The 22,065-nt window shown below is 65.2% G+C and carries 15 protein-coding genes and 1 pseudogene; 10 read left to right on the top strand and 6 right to left on the bottom strand.

The window, feature by feature from the left end:
• Positions 1–197: 197 nt before the first annotated feature.
• The 3 genes from J8F10_RS01765 to J8F10_RS39685 are packed head-to-tail and all read right to left on the bottom strand — an operon-like array spanning position 198 to position 8,002.
• Positions 198–3,956, bottom strand: coding sequence for a CHAT domain-containing protein (locus J8F10_RS01765; protein ID WP_210652105.1), 3,759 nt, complete (start codon positions 3,954–3,956; stop codon positions 198–200).
• Positions 3,957–3,974: 18 nt separating this feature from the next.
• Positions 3,975–5,819: a serine/threonine-protein kinase gene (locus J8F10_RS01760; RefSeq protein WP_210652104.1), complete on the bottom strand. Its 1,845-nt coding sequence runs from the start codon at positions 5,817–5,819 to the stop codon at positions 3,975–3,977.
• Positions 5,816–8,002 carry a hypothetical protein gene (locus J8F10_RS39685; RefSeq protein ID WP_210652098.1) on the bottom strand — a complete coding sequence of 729 codons (2,187 nt, stop codon included), beginning with the start codon at positions 8,000–8,002 and terminating at the stop codon, positions 5,816–5,818. Before J8F10_RS39685 ends, J8F10_RS01760 begins: the two co-directional genes overlap by 4 nt.
• 622 nt (positions 8,003–8,624) lie before the next feature.
• On the opposite strand from J8F10_RS39685, the gene J8F10_RS01750 reads away from it, so the two are divergent.
• The 4 genes and pseudogenes from J8F10_RS01750 (at position 8,625) to J8F10_RS01740 (ending at position 13,748) form a co-directional block, all read left to right on the top strand.
• Positions 8,625–10,139 carry a sodium:solute symporter family transporter gene (locus J8F10_RS01750; protein WP_210652096.1) on the top strand — a complete coding sequence of 505 codons (1,515 nt, stop codon included), beginning with the start codon at positions 8,625–8,627 and terminating at the stop codon, positions 10,137–10,139.
• Positions 10,140–10,405: 266 nt separating this feature from the next.
• Positions 10,406–11,284 (top strand): annotated as a pseudogene (murQ, locus tag J8F10_RS40535) (N-acetylmuramic acid 6-phosphate etherase); the annotation flags it as partial.
• Complete coding sequence (locus J8F10_RS40530; protein ID WP_390891127.1) at positions 11,282–12,274, top strand: N-acetylglucosamine kinase; 993 nt, start codon at positions 11,282–11,284, stop codon at positions 12,272–12,274. The pseudogene murQ and the gene J8F10_RS40530, both read left to right, overlap by 3 nt.
• A gap of 10 nt (positions 12,275–12,284) precedes the next feature.
• On the top strand, positions 12,285–13,748 hold the full coding sequence (locus J8F10_RS01740) for a glycoside hydrolase family 10 protein (protein WP_210652092.1): 1,464 nt from the start codon (positions 12,285–12,287) through the stop codon (positions 13,746–13,748).
• Positions 13,749–13,750: 2 nt separating this feature from the next.
• On the opposite strand, the gene J8F10_RS01735 is transcribed toward J8F10_RS01740, so the two are convergent.
• The 3 genes from J8F10_RS01735 to J8F10_RS38245 all read right to left on the bottom strand — a co-directional run bounded on the left by J8F10_RS01735 (position 13,751) and on the right by J8F10_RS38245 (position 17,109).
• The gene (locus J8F10_RS01735; protein WP_210652090.1) at positions 13,751–14,158 is read right to left on the bottom strand and encodes a hypothetical protein; all 408 of its coding nucleotides are present in this window, start codon (positions 14,156–14,158) and stop codon (positions 13,751–13,753) included.
• Between the two features lie 75 nt (positions 14,159–14,233).
• Entirely contained in the window at positions 14,234–15,280 is a 1,047-nt protein-coding gene (locus tag J8F10_RS01730) for a DUF1559 domain-containing protein (protein WP_210652086.1), read from the bottom strand.
• A gap of 218 nt (positions 15,281–15,498) precedes the next feature.
• Complete coding sequence (locus J8F10_RS38245; RefSeq protein ID WP_246522788.1) at positions 15,499–17,109, bottom strand: sigma-54-dependent Fis family transcriptional regulator; 1,611 nt, start codon at positions 17,107–17,109, stop codon at positions 15,499–15,501.
• Positions 17,110–17,323: 214 nt separating this feature from the next.
• On the opposite strand from J8F10_RS38245, the gene J8F10_RS01720 reads away from it, so the two are divergent.
• The 6 genes from J8F10_RS01720 to J8F10_RS01695 all read left to right on the top strand — a co-directional run bounded on the left by J8F10_RS01720 (position 17,324) and on the right by J8F10_RS01695 (position 22,020).
• A complete protein-coding gene (locus J8F10_RS01720; protein ID WP_210652084.1) occupies positions 17,324–18,613 on the top strand; it encodes a tyrosine-type recombinase/integrase in 1,290 nt (429 codons plus the stop codon).
• Between the two features lie 799 nt (positions 18,614–19,412).
• Positions 19,413–19,961 (top strand): sigma-70 family RNA polymerase sigma factor, encoded by a 549-nt coding sequence (locus J8F10_RS01715; RefSeq protein WP_210652081.1) that lies wholly within the window; start codon positions 19,413–19,415, stop codon positions 19,959–19,961.
• 26 nt (positions 19,962–19,987) lie between these two features.
• Entirely contained in the window at positions 19,988–20,500 is a 513-nt protein-coding gene (locus J8F10_RS01710; protein WP_210652079.1) for an HK97 family phage prohead protease, read from the top strand.
• Between the two features lie 138 nt (positions 20,501–20,638).
• Positions 20,639–20,851: a helix-turn-helix domain-containing protein gene (locus J8F10_RS01705; protein WP_210652077.1), complete on the top strand. Its 213-nt coding sequence runs from the start codon at positions 20,639–20,641 to the stop codon at positions 20,849–20,851.
• 15 nt (positions 20,852–20,866) lie between these two features.
• On the top strand, positions 20,867–21,229 hold the full coding sequence (locus tag J8F10_RS01700) for a hypothetical protein (RefSeq protein WP_210652076.1): 363 nt from the start codon (positions 20,867–20,869) through the stop codon (positions 21,227–21,229).
• A 62-nt stretch (positions 21,230–21,291) separates the two neighbouring features.
• Complete coding sequence (locus J8F10_RS01695; protein WP_210652072.1) at positions 21,292–22,020, top strand: hypothetical protein; 729 nt, start codon at positions 21,292–21,294, stop codon at positions 22,018–22,020.
• Positions 22,021–22,065 lie beyond the last annotated feature (45 nt).

Below are 22,065 nucleotides of genomic sequence, written 5' to 3'. Positions count from 1 at the left end.
AGTGTCCGCCTCGCTCTCGAGCCGGCACAACGGCCCGAGAGCAAGATCGAGGCAGGTAACAATGCTGCCAGATTCAGTTGGCGATTGTCCGCGCAACTGGTTGATACGAAGTCGATTGCGGCGATTTGCTAACAATCGGCGATCCGAAAATGTTAGCAAATGTTACCCGCGTGGTCATCCGGTTCGGGTAGGCCACACTAATCCGGTGGGCCGAGGTAGACAAACGGCGCCCAGAAGAACGGGGCTTCCCAACCCGGCTTTCCGCGAACCGCGAGGCGGGCATTCTTGAGTGCCTCCGGGTACGCAGCGCCTTTACCCCTCTCGGGCCGAACCGCGCCGAAGAACGCGGCCATCATCTCGGCCGTTGCGCGGTCGTCTACCGACCAGCAACTCGCCATGACCCCGCGCGACCCGGCGCCGAGGAACGCGCCCGCGAGCGTGACTCCCGCTTCGAGCGGGCGCTGCGGGCCGACGTTCGTAACGCACGCGCTGAGTACCGTGAGTTCGCACCCGGTCAGTTTGAGGCGCGAGATCTCGTGCAGCGTCAGGAAGCCGTCGTTGTTCGAGTCCTCGCGCCCGCGCGGGGGCGGCGTGAGGGCGACCGCGGCGAACGCATTGCCGAACGCTTCGTCCGCGAAGCCGTGGGCCGCGAGGTGAATGAACCGCTTGCCGGGCAGCGCGGCCACCACCTTCACCTCGGTCGCGTCGGCCTGTTCCAGAGCCGTCACGCGGTCGGGTGCAAAGTATTGGCGCACCTTCTTGCTCTCGGTCGCGGTGTACGGCAGGCGCGGGAGCGCGCCGCCCCGCGAGAGCGGACCGGCCGTGGGTTCGGATTCGTGGTACGCCGGGTCGCCGACCGTGAGGAGTGCCGGTTCGCCCTCGGTAACACGCGGCCGGTTCAGCACCACCGCGAGGACCGCGAGCGACGGAGCGTAGCACACGGCCGGGAGTTCATCGAGTGCGTACACCGTCGTGGGTTCGGCCGAGAGCGTCAGTGCCTCGAACGGTAACTTGTGAAGCGCGCCGTCGGGAACGAGTACGATCCGCTTCGCCCGGCTCGCGCGGATTTTCTCGCGCAGTGCGGGCGGGAGCACCGCGTCGCCGAGGGTTTCTGATACTGTGGCCCGGGTGCCGGCGCCCGGGGTGCGCGAAACGAGCGCGATGCCCCGCGTGGGGTTGAACGACGGGTCCGCGATCTGCTGGAGGTAGTGGTTGACCAGGCGCGCGACGACCGTGTCCGTGAGCTGCACGTTCTCAACCGTTGCGGGCGTGGCCGGGCGCTCCGGCTGCTGCGTGTTCGACTTGAGCGAGATCCCGCGGAACCCGGCGCGGGCTACCAGATCGCCCGCGGGTGCGTCGCCGATGTCGCTCGCCACCGCGCGCGGCGCGAACAGTCGGAACACTTGCGGGGCGGTCGCCGGGTCGGTGCAGAGGACCGCGAAACTCGCGTCGCGCCCGACCATGTACGTGAGCAGCACCCCGCCGGACTTGTGGGCCTCCTTCCGCACCTGTGCGAGCGACGTTTCCGCGAACGCAGGGTCGGTCAGCACGCGCGTGAGCGGGTCCGCGTTCGCAATCTCGCGCCACGACTCGGCGTACTCTTTTTGGGCCGTTTCGAGTTCCGCGAGGAGCTTCTTCGCGGCCGGGTCTTCGGCCTGATCGCTGGTTAGTTGCATCGCCTGGGTCCGCAAGCGCGACACCGTGCGGCGGGCGTCCGCTTCGCGTGCTAGGAGCGCTGTTCGGTTGTCCCCGGTGAGGCGGTCGCGCGGGTCCACCCCGGCCGCGAGCATCTGGTCGAGCAGCGTCCGGCTCCGGCTCCGCGCGACCACGCGCAGCACGCCCTCGCCGTCGTTGTCGCGGGCGCACCACGCGGCAAGCATCTCGAACGCGGGCGCGAACTGGGCGAAGAACTGCGCGCGCTGCGCCGCTTCGCCGAAGGTGTTGAGCCGCGCGCGGTCGGCGACATCGAAGACTTCGGTGAGGAGCTTCTTCGCTTGGTCCCGCTTGCCGGCCTTGTCCGCGAGGACCGCGAGGCGCCAGAGGGTGATCGCGCGCGTGGCCGGCGGGCACCGCGGTCGATTGCCCTGGAACGCGCGGGCTTCCTCGAAGCGCTTGGTGGCGTCCGTGGGGGAACCGCGGAGTTCTGCGCAGATACCCAGAAAGTTCAGCGTGCGGGCGAGCAAAATGTGCCCGTCCTTGCGCTGGGCGTCGGCGAGTTCGGTCCAAATCGCTTCCGCCGCGGCGATGTCCTTCCGCGAGAGCAAATCGAGCGCGCGAACGTGCCGCGCCGTTGCCCCGAGGTACCCGGCGCTCCGGGCGTGCTTGGCGCTCACGGCTTCGAGGTGCGGGACCAGTTTGAGTGCCGGGCCGATCAACCCCTGCGACAGGAACAGGTCGGCGCGCACCGCATCGATGAGTGCCGCGCTCAGGTCGTCCGGCTCCGCGTAGCGCGCGAGTACCGCGGCCGCGCTCTTGAGCGATTCGCTCGCCGCGTCCGTATCGCCCTGTTCTTTGTGAATGAGCGCGATGTTGAGCCACAGATTGAAACGCACCGGCTCGGCGCTGGCCCCGACCGCGTCGCAGAGTGCGAGCCCGGCGCGGAAGTGGCCGATCGCGTCGGCGAACGCCCCCTTGCGGCCCGCCGCCACGCCGGAGAGGTAGTCGCACTCGACGCGCACGGCATCGGTCGGGAGCTTGTACTTGCGGTACAGTTCGGCGCAGCGCGTGAGCAGCGGTTCGGCGCGCTCCGGGGCATCGCACGCGAGTTCCGCGGTCGCGAGGTTTACGAGGACTTTGGGCAGCGCGCGCAGGTTCGGCGGCTCGGCTGTTTCAAGATCGGCGAGCGCCTCGGTTAGCAGCTTGCGGGCGGTCTGGTACGCGGACGCCATCAGTTCCAGGCCACCGCGATCGGCTTTCAACCGCGCGTCGAGGAGCGGGTCGCCGGCCCAGCGCTCCCCCGCGCTCCGGGACACTTCGAGCGCCTGTGCGAATTGCTTCGCGCTGCGCGTGAGTGCCTGGAGTCGCACGAACGCAGCAAGAGTTCCGTCCGCGTCCGGGTTGTCCGCGGGGGCATCGAGTGCGGCCCGGTACTCGACCGCGGCCGCGTCGCGGAGCTTCACCGCGTCCGCGGATCTACCGGCCGCGAGTGCCGCCGCGGACCATTCCGCGAGGACATCGCCCGCCAAGAGCCGGCGCTTGGCTTGGTGCTTGCGGTGGAGGTCAAGTGATTCTTGGAACAGCTTGGCCGCGTCCGCGAACTGGCCCTTCGCCGCGAGGAGCTTCGCGCGCTGGCGCTGCGTGTCGCGCCGGCCGAGTTGGTCTTCGAGTTTATCGTGCAGTTCCGGGAACGCGGCGAGTACCGCCAGCGCGCCGTCAGTGTCGCCGAGCCGGAACCGCGCTTCCGCGAGGGCGCGCCCGGCGGTCACGCGGAGCGGGCCGTCGTTCGCGCGCTCCGCGCCCGCCAGCATTTTTGCGGCGGCCTTTTCCAGTTCGGCCCAGTGCGGTTTCTCGCTGGCGTCTTTCTTCTGGAGCGCGATCTCGGCACGGAGTCGCAGTGCGTCCAGCCGGCGCTCCGGCGTCAGTGCTCCGCCCAGCGCGACAGCGAGGCTCTTTTCGGCCGCGTCAACGTACCCGAGTTCGAGGTGGCACTGCGCGGCGACGAGTTCCGTCCCGGCGGGGTCCGTGTCGCCGACTTGCCGCAACCAGGTGCGGAAGGCGGTGACGATCGCCAGCCCTTTGTCCGGGCGCCCGGTGCGCACGTAGAGGTTCATCAGCCGGTTGTAAGCCTCGCGCTTGAGGAATCGGTCGTCGGTTTCGAGCGCGTTCCGGTAGAGCGGTTCCGCTTCGCCGAAGCGCTCGGCGGTGTAGAGGCGCTCGGCGCTTCGGAAGTCGACGGCGGGGTCGGTCACAGTGGGCGGCGCTGCGACCAGGAGGAGAACGACCGCGGTGGGGAACATGGGGCACCTCTGGCGGTCTTACTTTTTCACACGGAACTGGAGCTCGGCTTCCGTCACCGACCCAATGGTCGTGTCGGGCGTGCCGGACTTCTTGACCACGACGCCGCGCACCGTGGAGGCGAGTTTCTCGCGGTCCTTCTCGGCGGAATACACCGTGAACCGGCCGTTCTTCACGCCCTCCGGGAACGCGGGTTGTGCGCCCGTGGTCGCGATCACCCGGAGTCGGTCGGCGCCCGTGCCCTCGGTCGGAGTGGTTTCGAGCGTGTACTTGGCGTTACCCGGCACCACGCGCTCGCGGTTCGCGGTCAGCCGGTCGTCGGGCTCGTCGTCGTTGGGGAAAAGGCGCATCGCGTGCCCGGCGGGATCGAGCACCCAGACCGACACCCGGCAGTCCCGGTCCGCCTTCAGGTGGACGTTCATCGCGGTTCCCGCGGTGAGCTGGATGATCCCGTCCGCGCTCTTCGCGGCGGCGGGGGCAACGAGTTCGACTTTCAGTCCGAAATCGGCTCGCGCGACCACGGGCCACGTGAACTGGTCCGCCGACTTCGCATCCGGGGCCGTGCCGTTCTCGGCTACCGGCGCATCGGGCCTTGTCTTGTCGCGGGTCACGAGGTACCCGGCCGCACCCAACAGCGCGACCGCGATCGCTCCGAGCGCGATCAACTGCGGCTTGCGGTTCGGGGCCTTGGTTGTTGTGTCGACAGCGGATACGGGTTCAGTCGCGGGTGCGGCGGCACTGAGTTTGGGAAGCGCGGCCCCGAGCGACGGCACGGAATCCACAGCGTTGGTGAACGGGATGCTCCCGATCGAGGGAGTCGTTCGTGCCTTGGGGAACGCGATCTGGGCCGCCGAGGGTGTGAGGTTTGCCGAGGGTGTGAGGTACTGGTCGGTGATCGGCGCGAGAGCCATCATCAGCTCTTGTGCGTCCGCGAACCGGTCGGCGGGCGCCTTCGCGAGGCACCGTAAACACAGGGCCTCGACGTCGGGCGGCACTTCTGGTTGGAGTTGACGGGGGGGCACCGGCGGCTCCATCACCACCTTGATGAGCAGGTCCGTCACGCTTTCCGCGTGGAACGGCGCCTGACCGGTGAGCATGAAGTACAGGATCGCGCCGAGGGCGTACACGTCGGCGGGGGGGCCGACGTCCTTGCTGTCGCGGGCCTGTTCCGGCGCCATGTACGCGGGCGTGCCCACGACCTGTCCCGTGGCGGTCAGGTTCGAGTCGACCGAGGAGCGCTTCGCGAGACCGAAGTCGGTCACGCGCGGGCGCCCGTCCTTGTCAATCAGTACGTTCGCGGGCTTCAGGTCGCGGTGAACGATGCCGTGCTTGTGAGCGTGGGCCACGCCCGAGACGATCTGCGCGAACAGCGACACGAGCACCGGTATCGAGGGGAGCCCGTTCGCGTCCACGTACCCGCGCAGGTTCGGCCCCTCGATGAGCGCCATCGTGAAGTAGGGGCGCCCGCCGATCTCGTCGATGTCGTAAATGGGGACCACGTTCGGGTGGTCGAGCGCGGCCGCGGCCCGCGCTTCTTGAAGGAACCGCTGCGCGGCTTCCTTATCGGTGCCGGTGTCGAGGATCATCTTCAGCGCGACGAGCCGGTCCAGCCCGTGCTGTCGGGCGCGGTACACGACTCCCATGCCCCCGCGCGCGAGTTCGCCGACCAGTTCGTACCGGCCGAAATTGGCGGCGTCGGCCATCTCGTTCACGGTGACGGCCGACGGCGCGACTCGGACGATGGTCGCGTCGTGCGCCTGGCTCGGGGAACTCGTGTCCGGCCCCACGTCCGGTTCGGTGCGGCTGAGCGCGGAAGTGGGAACCCGTTGGCTGTGCACGGTCTGGTCGTCTTGGTGCGGGGTCATGTGGTCCCCTGGGTGCGTGGGTGGTTCGGGGTGCGGAACAGGCGGAGGGCGGAGCGTGCGAGTGCGGCGACCCGGCCGCGTGCGAGCCACACACCCAGTGCGCCCGCGACTGCGGCGGTGGCCGCGAGAGGGTACCAGCTCATTTCACTGGCACTTTCCGGGGCGGGGGCCGGGGCTTCGCTCACTTCGGTGGGGGCGCTCACGGCCACGGTGTTGGCCACGTTGGGCGCGGGGCTTTGCGGTGCGGTCGAAGGACCGGTCGGTGCGGTACCGACCAGCAGCACAATCGGGTTCAACTCGGCGCCGTTCGCGTCGCGGTAGATCAGGTCGATCAGCGCGAGGCTGTCCCCGGCGGACTCGCTGAACCCGGCCACGGGCGACGTTTGATCGAGCGGGAGAACCGGGGGGAGCGGGTGCCGACCCGCTTCACCTGTAAACAGTGGTTGCGTATCGAGGCGCGCGAAGGGCTGGTGTTGCGGTCCCGGCGGCGGCCCGCCGCGCCCACCGGGGCCGTGCGGCCCGCCGCCGGGACCGCCCGCGCCCGGGAACCCCCCGGGTGGTGTTCGCGGCCCGCCGGGGCCACCAGGCCTACCGGGGCCACCAGGACCATTGGGCGTGCCCAGGCCGCCAGGTCCACCGGGTCCACCGGGTCCGCCAGGTCCGCCAGGTTCACCACCGGGTCCACCGGGTCCGCCTGGACCACCTGGACCACCGGGTCCACCGTTCTGTCCGGGTTGGCCGAAGACGTTTGAACTTGTTGTCTTTGAAGTGCTGGGTGCAGGGGCACCGGTTCCTCCCGGTCCGGGGCCGCCCGCAGGGGCGGCTGGTGCGAACGAGAGCATCGCGATCGCGACCGTGGCCGGGGGACCGTTGTTCGCCAGCGCAGGAGCATAGGTCTGCCCGCTCGAGAGCGGTGAACCGCCGGGGTGGTTCACGAGCGTGAACGTCAGCCCCACTGGACCCGTGAAGGCCGGGTCGTCGATCGAATACGTTAAACTGCCCGGGGTGGCGAGAAAGGCGTTGATGGCGGCCAGTTCGCCCGTCAGCAGGAGCGTGTTTCCGTCGCGACCCACAGTCAGCAGTTGGGGCACCAGATTGGGGGCGAACGTCAGTGACCCGCGCGGCGCGGAGATCGTGAGCGAGTGGTAGTCTTCGGGCTGTTCTGCCGGGTCCGCCAATGTGTAGCGCCCGCCGAGGTCGATTGGCCCAGAACCGGCCTGCGTGAGCACCGGCGGTGTGGCAATTATCGCTTGCTCGAAGAACCGCAGATCGACCGACCCGGCGAACAAGGGCTTCTGATCGGTTATCGTCGAACTGGGACTGCTAAAGGACGCCGTGTCCTGCACCCCACCGAGCGCGGTGATGCTGATGCGCCCGCTGTAGTTATTCGGGGGCGTGAGAACCAGCGAATTGAGTAGCGCCTGGAGCGCGCCGCGGCTCGTTCCAGAAATCACCCACTGGCCCGGTTCGACTTGAGTTACCGCGCCGGCGCCGGTGAGGGTGAATCGCTCGATCACCGACGGGTCATCGGCGTCGAGCAACAATACGACGTCGAGGGTCTCCGACCCGTCCGTATCGGGCCACTGAGTCACCGACAGGAAGTTGGGCGGGAACGCGAACGGCGCCGTCCGCAAATCAAGTTCGCTCGTTGCGGACCAGTTGAGGGAAGCGGGCGACGCATCCGGCAGCACCCGAAGGGTGAACGCTCCCGCCCCGGAGCCGGGCGCCTGGAGATCAACGACCGACAGGCTGATCGGTGCGTCGCCGCTGTATAACGCGGTCGGGGTGAACGCGAAGCCGGACGACTGAAGGAAGCCGCTCACCTGGTCGATTTGGCCAGTGAGGGTAACGCCCGCAGTACCGTTGTTGGTTACTGTCACGCCGAAACTTTGCGCGGAGAGCGGATCGACCGAGAACGTACCGCGCGGGCTGCTCAGCGTCGCCGCGACCGTGTGGCCGCCGACATCGGAAATGGCGAACGACTCGCCGCTCAGCGCGGGATTGCCACTGAAGGTGCGCGCGACGCCCTCGAGCGTCACCGGGGCAACGGAGAATACCGGAAACGTCACGACCGGCGAGAGCACCTCGCGCCCTTCCAACTCTTCCACCAACAGCACGACTCGAACCCGGTCACGCGGGTGAGCATCGCGCCAGAGTTGGTTCAGGACACGCCACCGACGCATCGCGCCCTCGCGGAAGATTGAGGACCGGGTCGAACGATCTTCCGCGACAGTGACTTCATACCCGATCGGTCGGAGCGGCCGAACCCGATGGGTACGCACGTTTGCGGGCGAACGACTGGTCGCAAGAGGTACGGCAGGAAGATAGCATTTTTTTCAGCGCGAGCGCGGCGGCGGCGATAGTACAGGGAACTTGGCCCTTTATTTTGGAGCGCTCCGAACGATTGCTCTTGTTGATGGATGTGCTCCTCGGGGCAAATTATCGGTTACTTTTTAGCGACGAGCCGGACGAGGCAGTTCCGAACCCAGTTTGGTTCGGCCGATCTTGGTACACGTCGCTAATGTCGCGGGTGACGGTTTGGGCTATCCCTTGTGGTCGGGGCTGAGCCAAGACCGGGAGAGCGAGTGACGTGACGGGTACGAAGAACGATCTCGGACGAACCGCAGAGCCGCCAATAAGCTGCTGAACTGCGAACACCTCGAGTCGCACGCGCTTCTGACGCAAACAAGTTCCTGCGCGAGTCGTAGTTTGCTTCGGCACGCGGTTCGCATTGAGAATTGCGAAATCATACCCAGTTGTTCGACGCGGTGAGTGGGTTAATGCCGCTCACGCCCGGGATTGCCGATGCCCCAACTTTCCGCGCTCGATCTGACCATTATTGCGGTTTACATTCTCGGGATGACGCTCCTCGGTGTGTGGTTCACCCGCGCGCAGAAGGATCTGCGTACCTACTTTGTCGGCGGGCGCAACGTCGGCTGGTTCATGATCCTGGTCTCGATCGTGGCGACCGAGACGAGTGCGGTCACGTTCTTGAGCGTGCCCGGGGTCGCGTTCGACCCGAAGGGCGGAAACCTCACTTTCCTGCAACTCTCGTTCGGTTACATCATCGGTCGGTGCATCGTCGCGTGGCTGCTGCTCCCGCAGTACATGAACGGCGAACTGTTCAGTGCGTATGAGGTGTTGAAGCAGCGGTTCGATCCGTCCGTGCAGCGCGTCGCGAGCGGTCTGTTCCTCCTGACGCGGACGGTAGCGGACGGGCTGCGCATTTTCCTCACCGCGATGCTCCTGCAATTCGTGTTGGGCGGCATCGTTCCGGCGATCGTGGTCGTGGGGGCGGTCACCATCGTTTACACCTACCTCGGCGGCATGAAGGCCGTCATCTGGACCGACCTGATCCAGTTCGTCATCAAGATCGCAGGCGCGGTTCTCGCGGGAATTTTCGTACTGAAGTTGCTCCCAGGTGGGTGGGACCAGTTTCTCATTGAGGGCGAAGCCGCGGGCAAATTCAAAGTGATTGACACGGTCTTCGAGCCAACGGTCGCGCTGAACATCTGGGCCGGAATCATCGGCGGCTCGGTGTTCTCGATGGCGAGTCACGGGGCCGATCAACTCATGGTGCAGCGCTACCTCTGCGCGAAGTCACTAAAGCAAGCGCGGTTCGCGCTCGTACTGAGCGGGTTCGTTGTCTTCGCGCAGTTCCTGCTCTTCCTGTCCGTCGGCGTCGGGATGTTCCTGCTGAATCGCGCCGGCGGGTTCGATTTGCCCGAGAAAGTGCGCAACGACGAAGTGTTCGGCCTGTTCATCGTGACGAAGTTGCCGATCGGTGTGGTCGGGGTGCTGGTCGCCGCGGTGCTGGCGGCGGCGATGTCTACGCTGTCGTCGTCGCTGAACAGTTCCGCGAACGCAGTTATTACTGATTTCTACCGGCCGCTGCGCCCGGGGCACTCGGAGCGGCGGTACGTGACGCTGTCGCGCGTGATGACGGCCGTGTGGGGCGTGGCACAAATGGGAGTGGCTTACGCCGCGTACAAACTCGGTGGGAACAAGAGCGTGGTCGAGCGGGTGCTCGAGGTCGCGGGCCTTACGATGGGTTTGCTGCTCGGATTGTTCCTCCTCGGCACCATGCGAACGCTGGTTGCGTCGCGGGCCGCGCTCGCCGGGTTGGTGTGCGGGTTCCTGACCGTCCTCGCGCTCTGGTTACCGTCCACCGGATTAACGACCGATCTTCCGACGTGGGTGCCGGTGTTCTATAAGGAGCGGCTGCTCGCGTTTCCGTGGTTCGCCCCTATCGGGGCCGGAACGACGATTCTGACGGCCCTTATCTGGAACGTGTTCGTGCCGCGCGAGGTGAAATCGTAATAGCAGATTGAGTCTGTCGCACAGATGCGAACTCACTATTAATGTCAACGGCTGTAGTGAGGGACGTGACACCCGCAGAAGCTCTCAAGCTGCGAGATGAAAGTCTGCCGTTTGCGTCAATTGCGGTGGCGGATCTGTGATTCACTCATGAGTATCAAGCACTCCACAAGATTGCCCGGTGCGGCATGTCTGTTGCATAGCCGAAACACAACGAATTAGGTAACTCGAACGAGCTGCGGCGACCATTTCGGTGGTCGGTTTAATCAATGGATCACCTTCAAACCGAAGCACGGAACCCGGCCTCGTCTGAACTGGACGAACTCTCCGCGCTTCAGTTCGTTCGGTTGATGTGTACAGAGGACGCGAAGATCATCCCGGCCGTTGCTTCGCAGGCGGAACCGATCGCCCGCGCGGTGGAGGTGATTACCGACCGTTTGCGCGCCGGCGGGCGCCTCATCTATATTGGTGCGGGCACTTCCGGGCGGCTCGGGGTTCTTGACGCAAGCGAGTGCCCCCCAACATTTAACGCACCTCAGGGGCTTGTAGTTGGGCTCATTGCGGGCGGGCCAAGCGCTCTCACACGTGCGATCGAGGGGGCCGAGGACCGCGCCGACCTCGCGGAGAGTGACCTCGCGGCTATTGCCCTGACGTCCGCTGACGTGCTGGTCGGAATCGCGAGTAGCGGGCGCACGCCGTATGCTCTAGCTGCAATTAGCTGTGCGCGCAAACTTGGCGCGTTTACCATTGGGCTTTCCTGCAATCACGATTCGGAAGTCAGTTCGTGTGCCGATCTCGCGATTGCACCCGTTGTCGGCCCCGAGATCCTGAGTGGCTCCACACGGTTGAAAGCCGGCACCGCGACGAAGCTCGTGCTGAACATCCTTAGCACGGGCGCAATGGTCCGACTCGGCAAGACTTACGGCAACTTGATGGTGGACCTGCGCGCCACCAATGAGAAGCTGAAGGTCCGCACGAATCGCATCGTGCGCGAAGCGACTGGACTCGACCAATCTGCGGCGGACGTGCTTCTCAATAACTGCGGGCGCGAACTCAAAACGGCCCTCGTTTCGCAATTGGCCGGCGTTTCTGCGGAAGAGGCCCGCGAACGGTTGCGAAAAGCGAACGGTTTGGTACGCGCCGCGGTGGGGGCGAACGGCAAAAACGGCAAACATCACGGTAACGGGTACACCAAGACGGGCGCGGAACAACTTGTTCTCGGCATCGACGGCGGTGGAACCAGCACCATCGTGTTGCTTGCGGCACGCACGGCAGACGGTTGGAAGGCACTGGGGCGCGGGGAAGCCGGCCCATCGAACCGCCACGCGGTCGGCACTTCCAGCGCGCTCGCCGCGCTCGACGAAGCCACCACGCGGGCGTTCACGGCGGCCGGGCGGTCGCGCCAACCGGTTCGGGCTGCGTGTCTCGGGTTGGCCGGGGCCGGGCGTCCCGGGGACCAGGAAATCGTGCGGGAATGGGCAGCCCGAGCCAAATTAGCTGAAGCCGTTGATGTAATTGAAGATGCGGCGCTGCTCCTGGCGGCGGGTACGCCGAACGGTGCCGGGGTCGCGATCGTCGCGGGCACCGGGTCGATGGCGTTTGCCCGCTGTGCTGACGGCCGGACCGCGCGTTCGGGCGGGTGGGGGCCGCTCCTCGGTGACGAAGGGAGCGGCTACGCGATCGCGCTCGCCGGTCTTCGTGCCGCAGCGCGCTCGGCCGACGGTCGGGCACCCGTCACGCCGCTCACCGACCGCTTGCTCGCGGCCCTCGGATTGAAACGCCCGCAAGAACTTGTTGGTGTGGTTTACCGTGGGGGCGACCGGGCGTCGCTTGCTGCACTCGCGCCAGTCGTGTTGGAAGCGGCCGAGAGTGGCGATCCGGTCGCGGACAGCATCGTTCGCGAAGCCGCGAGCGAACTCGCGGCCGCTGCCGCTGCTGCCGCACGCGCGCTCGATTTGGGGGCCTCGTTCCCGGTCGCGCTTGCGGGCGGGTTACTCGTTTCCGGCCCCGGCTACCGCGAGCGGTTCCTGGCTGCCCTTTCGGAGCGCGGGTTGACCGCAGCTCCCGTAACACTCGTTCGCGAACCGGCCGAAGGCGCGGTTCGTCTCGCTCTCGACCGCATTTCCGTTCCCTCTTGAGAGATTCGTTATGTGCCGGTTTTTGGTCGGGCTCATTGCCCTCGGCCTTGGCGCGCCCATTTCTGGGGCTGTAGACGGGCCACCACCGCTGAAACGCGAGTTCCGTGGGGTCTGGGTCGCTACTGTCTCGAACATCGACTGGCCGAGCAAGCCGGGCCTTCCTGCCGAGAAGCAGAAAGCCGAACTGCTCGCGATTCTCGACAAAGCAGTGGAACTGAAGCTCAACGCGGTCATATTCCAGGTCCGGCCGATGGCTGATTCGCTCTACGAATCGAAACTGGAGCCGTGGAGCGAGTACCTGACGGGTTCGCTGGGCAAATCACCGGGGTACGACCCACTCGCGTTCGTGGTCGAAGAGGCCCACAAACGCGGTTTAGAACTGCATGCGTGGTTCAACCCGTACCGGGCGCGGCACCCGTCGGCGAAGTCCCCAGCGCCCGCCGACCACATTACCAAAACGAGACCGGACCTTGCGAAGCCTTACGGCACGCACTTCTGGATGAACCCGACGAACACCGAAGTGCAGGACCGTTCGGTCGCCGTCGTCCTTGATGTGGTGAAGCGATACGACATCGACGGCATTCACATCGACGATTACTTCTACCCGTACAAGGAGAAAGGCACGGACGGGAAGATCATCGCGTTTCCCGACGACGACACCTGGGAGGTGTACCAAAAGGCCGGCGGAAAACTGAACCGCGACGACTGGCGTCGCGATGCCGTAAACACTTTCGTACAGAGGATGTACACCGAGACGAAGAAGGCGAAGCCGTGGGTGAAAGTGGGGATCAGCCCGTTCGGGGTCTGGCGCCCGGGGTATCCCACAGGCATTGCGGGTTTGGACCAGTTCGCGGACCTCTACGCGGACGCTAAATTGTGGCTCAACGAGGGGTGGGTAGACTATTTCACGCCACAACTCTACTGGCCAATTGCCCAGGAAAAGCAGAGCTTTCCGAAGTTGCTCAACTGGTGGGCGGGTGAGAACACCAAGAACCGGCACCTGTGGCCGGGATTGTACACGAGCCGCGTTACGGGGCTGGAGAAAGGGTGGCCCTCGAAGGAAGTCGCCGATCAGATCGCGATCACGCGAAAGCAGAAGAACACGGACGGTACGATTCACTTCAGCATGAAGGCCCTTGTACGCAATTCCGGCGGGGTCGCAGACGAATTGAAGAAAACCTATTCGGAACCCGCACTCGTCCCGGAAACACCCTGGCTCGCACAGGGGAAGCCACCCGTGAAGCCCGAAGTCACTCGCGACACGATTGACGGCAAGCCCGTGCTTCGCGTCAAGGCGGGGGCCGGCACGCGGTTCGTTGTTGTGCGAACACTCACAGGCGATGCGTGGACCACGAGTGTTCACGGTTTGGCTGCGGATGGCACGGCGATTCTTCCCATCGCGGAGAAGACTCGCGTGATGGTCAGCATTCTCGACCGCACCGAACGCGCGAGCGAAGTGATGGAAGTGAAGTAGCCTTATTGTGCTTTCGGTGCGGAAGCGAAATCACCGGCCGACATTTGCTTGGTTGTCGCGTTCTGGAACAGCACCCACCCGCCTTCGGTGGGTGTTTTCTTTTCGTATGCGATTACATGCGCGGGGCCGGACGCGGCCTCGCCTTCACCGCCGATCTTCGCGCCCCACACGACGACGACTTCACCGGATTGCACGGCTTGGAACCCCAGCGGGTAGCCGTTCTGGTACTTCGCCAAGTCCGCGGCCTTTTTCGGCCCCTTACCGGTCTCGCCACTGCACATCTGGATGAGGCCGCCCACCTCGTGCAGGACCGCGTCCGTTCCCGGGCTTTGCGACGTAGATTGACTTTGACTCGACGAGCAACCGGCGAGGGCGAGTGTGCCGAGGAAGAAAAGCGCGAAGCGGTTCATTTGGGACGCACCCAGAGGGGTAAGGAAATAAAACCGCCCGCGGCACGTGCCGCGGGCGTGTGGTGTTTGGGGGACTCACTCCGAGATAACTTCGCCGCCGGCCCGCGTGCCCATTGCGCGCCAGTTCGTGAACGCGATCGAGTCGTTTACGAACCGCACGCTCCCGTCGGCCATGCACGCGTTCGCCCCGCCGGTGTGGTAGCTACTGGCCGCGATGTGCATGGACGCGAATGACGTGCTGCCGCAACTGTACCGTTGGTTGGCCGGCGACTTCTTGTTCCAGTTGACCGGGAGTGTGTGTGTGAACAGGAAGTTCGACGGCAGGTTCCGGTAATACTGGTAACCGACGTACTTGATGGAGCTGCTCCAGTTGCTGCCGTCGGCGCACATGCTGATCGCCGTACCGTCGGTCTCGTTGTACCCGGTGTTGCTGCTGTTGATGATGATGGTGGCGTGGTCGCGCAGGCCGCTGCCCGCGTTGTACACGGTCGTCGATCGCATCACCTCGGCGAACATGACCGTGTTACTGGTGCCGTCGGAGACGCCCAGGATCGAGATCCCCTTCATGGTCTGACCGGCGGCGGGGTACGGGACCGAGAAGATGCCGTCGTTCGTGCCGCCGCTGCCGCGGTATTGGGCGTAGGTGCCGAGGGACCCGAAGTAGTTCTGGCGCCCGGCCCCGAAATAGGTCTCGCTCGAAGCGTCCGACGGGCACAGGTACACGGGCACGTCGCCGGCGCGGGCCGCGGCGTTGGCCCCGGCGAGCGCCGGGATCGAGGCGTGAATCGGGGCGTCGCTGTTCACGTTGTAGTTCATGTTGAACTGATTGAACTTGTTCCCCTGTTCAAAGTACGGCAGCAGTAGTGCCTGGAGCGGCGCCCCGGATGACACCGTGCTGCCCGCGATCACGGTCGTGTGCTGAGTCGGCGGCAGCGTGCTGTTTGTCGATTCGTAGTTGTGTGCGGCCAGCCCGAACTGTTTCAGATTGTTCTGGCACTTCATGCGCGCGGCCGCTTCGCGCACCTTTTGGACGGCCGGGAGCAACAGCCCGATCAGGATCGCGATGATGGCGATCACCACCAGTAGCTCGATCAGCGTGAACCCGCGACGCACGCTCGACATGGCGACCTCGGATGAAGGAAGTAATTCGAGAGGCTCATTGCGCTTTCATTGCACGTCGCATACCAACGGGGCCGCCGATCGGAAACACGCGGGCGTTTTGAGGAACTGGAGCGCGAAGTGTTGCGATGAGACAACGAGTGTCGGGGCGTCGGATCGGATTGGAGGGTTCGTGTCGATGCCGGTGTCGAATAGTCGGCACTTCGGCGCGCGAGTGCCGACTATTCGACACTCGCACGTTTCGGGCGGGTCAAACCCATTTTTTTCATGCGAGAAAGAAGTGTCGTGCGCTTCAGACCGAGTTGTGTCGCGGCGCCGTTCGGCCCGCCGATGATCCACCCGCACCCGTCGAGCGCGCGGCGAATCAACTCGCGCTCGCTTTCGAGCAGTGTCGCTCGCGGCGCAAGGGCAGGAGACATGTCTATATGATCGATAGCCGAATCAGACAAAATAATATCATTCAGTGGGACGCGGAGTTCACCCCCGGGCGCGCTGAGGATCACCGCACGCTCGATCAAGTGTTCCAGTTCGCGGACGTTCCCCGGCCAGGGGTACCGTTCGAGCGCGGTCATGGTCTCGGGCGGGATCCGCTCGATTTTCTTGCCGAAGCGCTGGGCAAACAGCGCCACGAAGTGTCGGACGAGCTCGGGGACATCTTCGCGCCGTTCCCGGAGCGCGGGGATGTGGACCGGGAACACGTGTAGCCGGTAGTACAGGTCCGACCGGAACTTCCCCTCCGCGACTAGCTTCCCGAGGTTCCGGTGCGTGGCGGCGACCAACCGCACGTTCACTTTGAGTGTTTTCGCACTGCCGAGGCGCTCGAACTCCTGCTCTTGGAGCACCCGGAGCAACTTCGGCTGAAGTTCCGGGGGAATGTCACCCACTTCGTCGAGGAACAGCGTTCCCCCGTCCGCTAGTTCAAAGCGCCCGAGCCGGCGCTCAACGGCCCCGGTAAACGCGCCCTTCTCGTGCCCGAAGAGTTCGCTTTCGAGCAGGCCCGTCGGGATCGCGGCGCAATTGAGCTTCACGAAGGTCCGATCGCGGCGCGCGCTCAATCGGTGAACGGCCCGCGCGACGAGTTCCTTTCCCGTACCCGTCTCGCCCGTAATGAGCACCGCGGAATCGGTCGGCGCAACGACCCCCACTTGTTGGAGCACTTCGTGTAGCGCCAAGCTCGCGCCGACGACCTCGCCCATTCGCCGGTCGGTGCGAATTTCTTCTTCGAGGTAGAGCTTTTCCGCCGCGAGCCGCGCGTTGGCGCGTTCCAGTTCCTGGCGCGTGAGCGCGCCTTCCACCGCGAGCGCCACAAGTCGGCCGACTTGAACCGCGAAATCGATGTCTCCCGGGGCAGGCGTAACGGGAACATAACTCGTGAAGCCCATAGCGCCGAGTTTGCGCCGCGGGGTGGTGAGCGGTACGAAGCATGCGCACCGAACGCCCTGCTTCGCGAACGCGGCGCGGAGCATCCGGAACCGGCCGTCGGCATTAATGTCGAGCCAGAACGGTTCTTGAGTGCCCCAGACATGCGCGGTCGGTGACTCCGCAGCTGGGAGTTCGGTCGGCGTATCGGCGGGTTTGGGCGGCGCGGTCCCTCCAAGCGGTTCGAGGAACTGTAACTTTCCCGCATGAGAGTGGAGTTCGAGTAGAGCGAAACTGAGGTAACCACGTGGGAGGTGGGCGCTCAACGCGGCGGCGAGGTCGCGGAGCAGGGCACCGAGGTCGGTGTGTGCGGCGACGGCCTGTGCGACGGCCAATAGCACCGCGGCGCGTTCCGCGACCGGCGAAGTAACAAAGCCGCGACCGCCTCCAGGTGCAGCAGGTGGTGTGGGCATACGCGAATTCATGACACGGTCTGGCGCTGTGCGAGCGATGCGTTATGTGATTTTACCGCCGGTTTTGTTCCACTTCGTGGTTGGAATCGGAAGTTTTCAACGACCACGGATCGAGCCCTTGAAGTCGCTGTGATTTCAAGCGATTTGAATCTTTTCATAGGGGACAGTAAATAGTGGACGTGTGGCCAATACGAACATTATTTTAGGGGATGCAATGGCACAAGGCGATGAAACAGTGGTCGAGTACCGCGGCGAGAAAATGAATCTCGTCGAGCTGTCGAAGCGGTGCGGGATCAGCGTGAAGACGCTCTACGCCCGAATCTTCACATACGGCAAAACCGTCGAAGAAGCGGCGACGGTGCCGGTTCGGAGGGCATCCCTCTACGGCGGGCGCCCCGCGGCCGGCGTTCCGCGCCCGGTGCCGAAGTTGAAACGGCACCCGTCCGGGCGCGCGTACTCGCGCTGGCGGATGACGGGGAAGATCAACGAAAGGTACTTCGGAAAGCACGGGAGCGCGGAGGCGAACACCGCGTACCGGAAGTTCGCGACCGATTGGGTCGCGGGCAAGTACGACGCGGCGACCGGTTCGGGGATGAAAAACGCGGGCGGGGTGTCGGTCGCGTCCCTCGCGGAGCAGTGGATGGTGCATGTCCGCGACTACTACACAAAAGACGGGAAGCCCACATCGGAGGTGAAGACGTGTTTGGCGGCCGTTCGCCTCGTGCTTGAAGGCGTTGAGAACCGCCTCGCTACGGACTTCGATCCCGCCGCACTCCGGGCCTGCCGTCAGATCCTTATCGACTGGGGCACCGCGCGATCCACCGTCAACGCCTACATCAATAGGGTGGTTAGAATGTTCGGCTGGGGGGCCGGGCAATCGCTCGTTCCTCCCGGTGTTCACGGCGCGCTGCGGCTCGTCGAGAAGCTCAAGGCCGGACGATCGGCGGCACCTGATCGTCCGAAAAAGCGCCCGGCAACGGACGCGCAGATCAAAGCTACAATTCCGCACCTGACCCCGTCCGATCCGGAGCGCCGGGTGAAGATCGCGGCGATGGTGCGGCTGCAGCGGTTGACCGGAATGAGGTCCGGCGAGGTGTGCGCGCTCGAAGTGGGCGACTTGGAGCACACTACGGACGTGTGGATCTACCGCGTGGGGAAGGCCAACAAGAACCGGCACCGGGGCAAGGCACAGACGTATTACCTGGGGCCGAAGTCGATCGCGCTCCTGACGCCTTACCTCGAAGGTAACCCGGTCGGGCCGATTTTTGGAGAGGGCACAGAAGACTACAGCCATGCCATCTCGCGCGCAAGCGTGAAGGCCGGGTCACGGTGGTCACCGCACCAACTCCGGCACGCGCTCGCAACGGAGGTCGCGGAGAAGTTCAGGAGCCTCGACTACGCGGCGGCGGCCATCGGCGACACGAACGCGGTGGCGTCGGCCGTTTACGTTCACCTGGACCCGCAGATGCGCGCGAAGATCGAGATCGCGCGCGCGATGGGGTAGCGAGCTGGGGCGCGACCGCCCGGAATGCATCTGCGTGCGGGTGCAAACATCTGCGCGCAGACGTAAGGCGACCACTCGGCTCTAACGGATTTGTTCGGGTTCGGTAAGAACGGTCGTTTTTGTCGTGTTCGGTATCTTGGTTCGGGGTTCCAAAATCGAGCCGCTTTTCTGCCCCACGTCGTGACCCTTGACACCACCCTTGGGTTGACCCTTAAGGGTGGTGTGGTTCCCAAATCTCCATAGTCCGCACCACACGTCAACCACCTTTGGACCCACCTTTGGGGTGACCTTTAAAGGTCTCGCTTTTGTCGCAGCCCCGTCGCGTTTTCGTCGCGCTCGCGTCGTAATTCCGGCGGGCAAGAGCAAGGGGCAGACCTCGCCGCGCACCGACCTTGTGTTCACCATATGCCATCGTGTACACTTCACCTCGACATAGCCCCCGGTTGGGCGAGCGCGTTGTTCCGTGCGTGGCTGCGGCCGACGGATCGGTTCCCTACTCCGGGAACGTGAGGGCGATGAGCCAGGAGTGAAGGCGACCCGGGCGCGGGTGGCCGTACCGAACAGCGCTGGTGTGCGTACCGACACCCTGCCAGCGACCCACCACTGTTCGGCGCGCAGGGTGGAAGCCCGGGATGCGCGAACCAAATACCCGGGCCGGTCAAACTTCCCGTCCATGTACGACAGGGTTTTGACTGTACCAACTCCATCGCAGGGGTCGGTACGCACCAACCCGCGCCATCCCGACAGATTAGGAAGACGAGCCGCATCCGCCGGACCAACCAACAACCGCGAGGTCGAAATGCTAACCGAGAACAACGAGGTACTCGTGGGCGCGCCCCTGACGATCGCGGATGCGGACTACTCGGCCGTGTACCGATGGGCGTTGGGCTTCGCCCACAAGCGCGCCGGCGGGAACGACGAAACCGAACAAGTGCTGATCGACGCGGCCGCCGACGCGATCCTCTGGGCGCGCGACAACTGCACCAACCCGGGCACGTTCATCCCGTTCGCGAAGACGGCGATTCGGCGCTGGTTCGGACGCTCGTTGCACCGGTTGAAGCTCCGGCGCTCGAACCGGCCGGCGGTAGTGTCGCTCACACACGAGGTGGCGCGCCGGCGGGTTGAGCAGCCCGCGAAGCCCGTGCTGATTGATGAGCTTCCCGAAGACCTCGCGTTCGTCGTGAGGTTGTACATGATCGACTCCTACACCTGCCGCGAAATCGGCCTGCTCACGGGGCGCTCTCACGACACGGTGAACCGCATGCTCCATCGCGCGGCCGAATTGTTGGCGCCCGGACGGATCAAGCCGGAGCGTCGCAACGGCGAAAAGTGTTTGAGTGCGGGGTGATCGCGAACAACACGAGGTACACGATCATGGGCGAACTTTACGGCCTCGCGTGCCCGTTCTACCGGCCGGACGCTCCGGGCACCGAATACGAGCTACCGACCGGGCAGTGGGAACAGTACGGCGCCGAACCCCTGTACGAGCGGTTCGCCCCGACCGCGTTCGATCGCGTGCTCCGGCTCCGGCGAAATGTGCGGTGCGATCTCCTCCACAACGGTGAGATTCGGATCGGCTACACCGAGGACGGCGTGGTCCGGCTCTGGGTCGATGAGGTCGGCTTGTGGTACGCCGCGGACCTGTCTCGTTGCACCGGGGCGCACCAACTGCGCGAACTGATCGCGTCCCGGTCGCTCCGCGGCGCGTCGGTCCGGTTCATCCCGCGCGAGTACCGCGTCTTCACCGAGGGCGGCCGGCGCATTTTGGAACACACCGAAGTCCACCTCGAAGCGTTCTCCCCGGTGAGCAGTCCCGCGTACACCGCGACGACGGTGGGGGTCCGCGGCGGGCACCCGTTCGAGCCGATCGAGGGGGAGCAACTCTGACCGCGTACCCGACCACGAACCACCTGACAGCCCGCGGATTTTTCCCGCGGGCTGTTTGCGTTAACAGGACATGGGGCAAACCAACAAGACAGGGTACTGGCGGGCGGAAGGTTTCACGAACCGCCGGGAGAGATCGAGATGCACGACGAGGTGAACACGACCACGGTTCCGGGTGAGGCGAAGTACATCACGTTCGCCCAACTGTGCGCGGCGTGGCAATGCAGTGAGGCGAGCGTTCGCCGGGGTATGCGGAACGGCGCGGTGCCGTTCGTGAAGTTCGGGCGGCTGGTTCGGTTCCCGCGGCAACTGCTGGGCGAGCGGACCGGCGGCCAGACGGTTCAGGCACGTTAACTCCAAGGGTGATGAATGCGGTACGCGATTGGGCACACAACGAACGCGCGGTTTGAAGCCGAGAAGCGCTACTTCGAGGCGCGAGAGAAGGGTGACCGGGCGGCGATGGCGCTGCACGAGCGGGTGGCGTTCGGGAAGCCCCTCGTGCGGGCCGGCGGGACGATGGCGGCGGACGTGGCGGCGATCAACGCGCTGCTCCGCAACGACCCGGTTCCCGCCGTCGGGCGGCCGGGCGGAAGTATGGCGGCGGACCTCATGGCGATTCAGGCGACTCTCGCGCGTGGCAACCAACGGCCTGGGGCGCGGCGCCAGCTTGACCCAGAGGACGAGATCGACCTTGCCCTCAACGGCTTCTGTGACACCGATTTTGACGGCTGAGAATTTCCACCGGCCGGCACGTCGCCGGTTGGTTCCATTCAAATGCAATTAGGGTGCTTAGCATGGCGAATCAGAGTACGGATGCGGCCCGCGACCTCGCGGCGGTTCAGGCGGTTCTCTCTCAAGTCGAAAAGGGGGCTCCGAAGCCGCGTGGGATGGCGCTGAAGCGCGAGCGAATCGATCAGCCCGCAACGGTGCCCGCGGTGGCCGGTGTGGACGTGGAAACCGACCCCGCCGTGATCGCGGCGCGCCAGAAGGCGGCGGACCTGCGCGAACGTTGGCTTGGAGTCTGTGACGAACTCGCGGACCTCACGGAGCGAACCGGACTGCAGCCGGGGCAGCGCCCCGAACCGGGTCAACTCGACGAACTGATTGTCGCGGCCATGCTCGCGGGCCGCGCGCCCATCGAAGAGGCCGACGTGCAGCGCCTGCAGGCACTCACCACAACCGAGCGCTGTTCCTACGAGGCCGCGAAGCAGGCGGCCGCCGCGGTGTGGCCTGCGATCGAGTCCGCGAAGCGGCGCGCGGTTCCCGCGATCGAAAAGGCACTCGCGCCTGCAGCCCGCGACTTCGCCCTGGGGCTGGTCACTATGATCCGCGCGGGTATGGAATTTAGCGAGCAAATCGCGCGGTTCGAGCGGCATGGCTGGGGCCATTCGATGCCCAACATCGTGTTCCGCCCGGGTATGTCGGTCGGAACGAATCCATACGACGCACAAGCCCTGATTCGCGAGCTGCTCAACGCGGGCGCACTCACGTCCGCGGACGTAAGTGACCTGCCCACGGGCTGATTCCGGCTCCCTCCCGCGCCGGCACTCGTCGGCGCGGTTCTTCTG

It is taken from the genome of Gemmata palustris, from assembly GCF_017939745.1.
Classification (GTDB): domain Bacteria; phylum Planctomycetota; class Planctomycetia; order Gemmatales; family Gemmataceae; genus Gemmata; species Gemmata palustris.
Note: the sequence above shows the minus strand (reverse complement) of the source record. Positions and strands in the feature narration are given on the sequence as shown.

Coding starts and splice junctions, on each gene's coding strand:
- J8F10_RS01765 (WP_210652105.1), bottom strand. CDS start 3,956: ATGTTCCCCACCGCGGTCGTTCTCCTCCTGGTCGCAGCGCCGCCCACT.
- J8F10_RS01760 (WP_210652104.1), bottom strand. CDS start 5,819: ATGACCCCGCACCAAGACGACCAGACCGTGCACAGCCAACGGGTTCCC.
- J8F10_RS39685 (WP_210652098.1), bottom strand. CDS start 8,002: ATGCGTCGGTGGCGTGTCCTGAACCAACTCTGGCGCGATGCTCACCCG.
- J8F10_RS01750 (WP_210652096.1), top strand. CDS start 8,625: ATGCCCCAACTTTCCGCGCTCGATCTGACCATTATTGCGGTTTACATT.
- J8F10_RS01740 (WP_210652092.1), top strand. CDS start 12,285: ATGTGCCGGTTTTTGGTCGGGCTCATTGCCCTCGGCCTTGGCGCGCCC.
- J8F10_RS01735 (WP_210652090.1), bottom strand. CDS start 14,158: ATGAACCGCTTCGCGCTTTTCTTCCTCGGCACACTCGCCCTCGCCGGT.
- J8F10_RS01730 (WP_210652086.1), bottom strand. CDS start 15,280: ATGTCGAGCGTGCGTCGCGGGTTCACGCTGATCGAGCTACTGGTGGTG.
- J8F10_RS38245 (WP_246522788.1), bottom strand. CDS start 17,109: ATGCCCACACCACCTGCTGCACCTGGAGGCGGTCGCGGCTTTGTTACT.
- J8F10_RS01720 (WP_210652084.1), top strand. CDS start 17,324: ATGGCACAAGGCGATGAAACAGTGGTCGAGTACCGCGGCGAGAAAATG.
- J8F10_RS01715 (WP_210652081.1), top strand. CDS start 19,413: ATGCTAACCGAGAACAACGAGGTACTCGTGGGCGCGCCCCTGACGATC.
- J8F10_RS01710 (WP_210652079.1), top strand. CDS start 19,988: ATGGGCGAACTTTACGGCCTCGCGTGCCCGTTCTACCGGCCGGACGCT.
- J8F10_RS01705 (WP_210652077.1), top strand. CDS start 20,639: ATGCACGACGAGGTGAACACGACCACGGTTCCGGGTGAGGCGAAGTAC.
- J8F10_RS01700 (WP_210652076.1), top strand. CDS start 20,867: ATGCGGTACGCGATTGGGCACACAACGAACGCGCGGTTTGAAGCCGAG.
- J8F10_RS01695 (WP_210652072.1), top strand. CDS start 21,292: ATGGCGAATCAGAGTACGGATGCGGCCCGCGACCTCGCGGCGGTTCAG.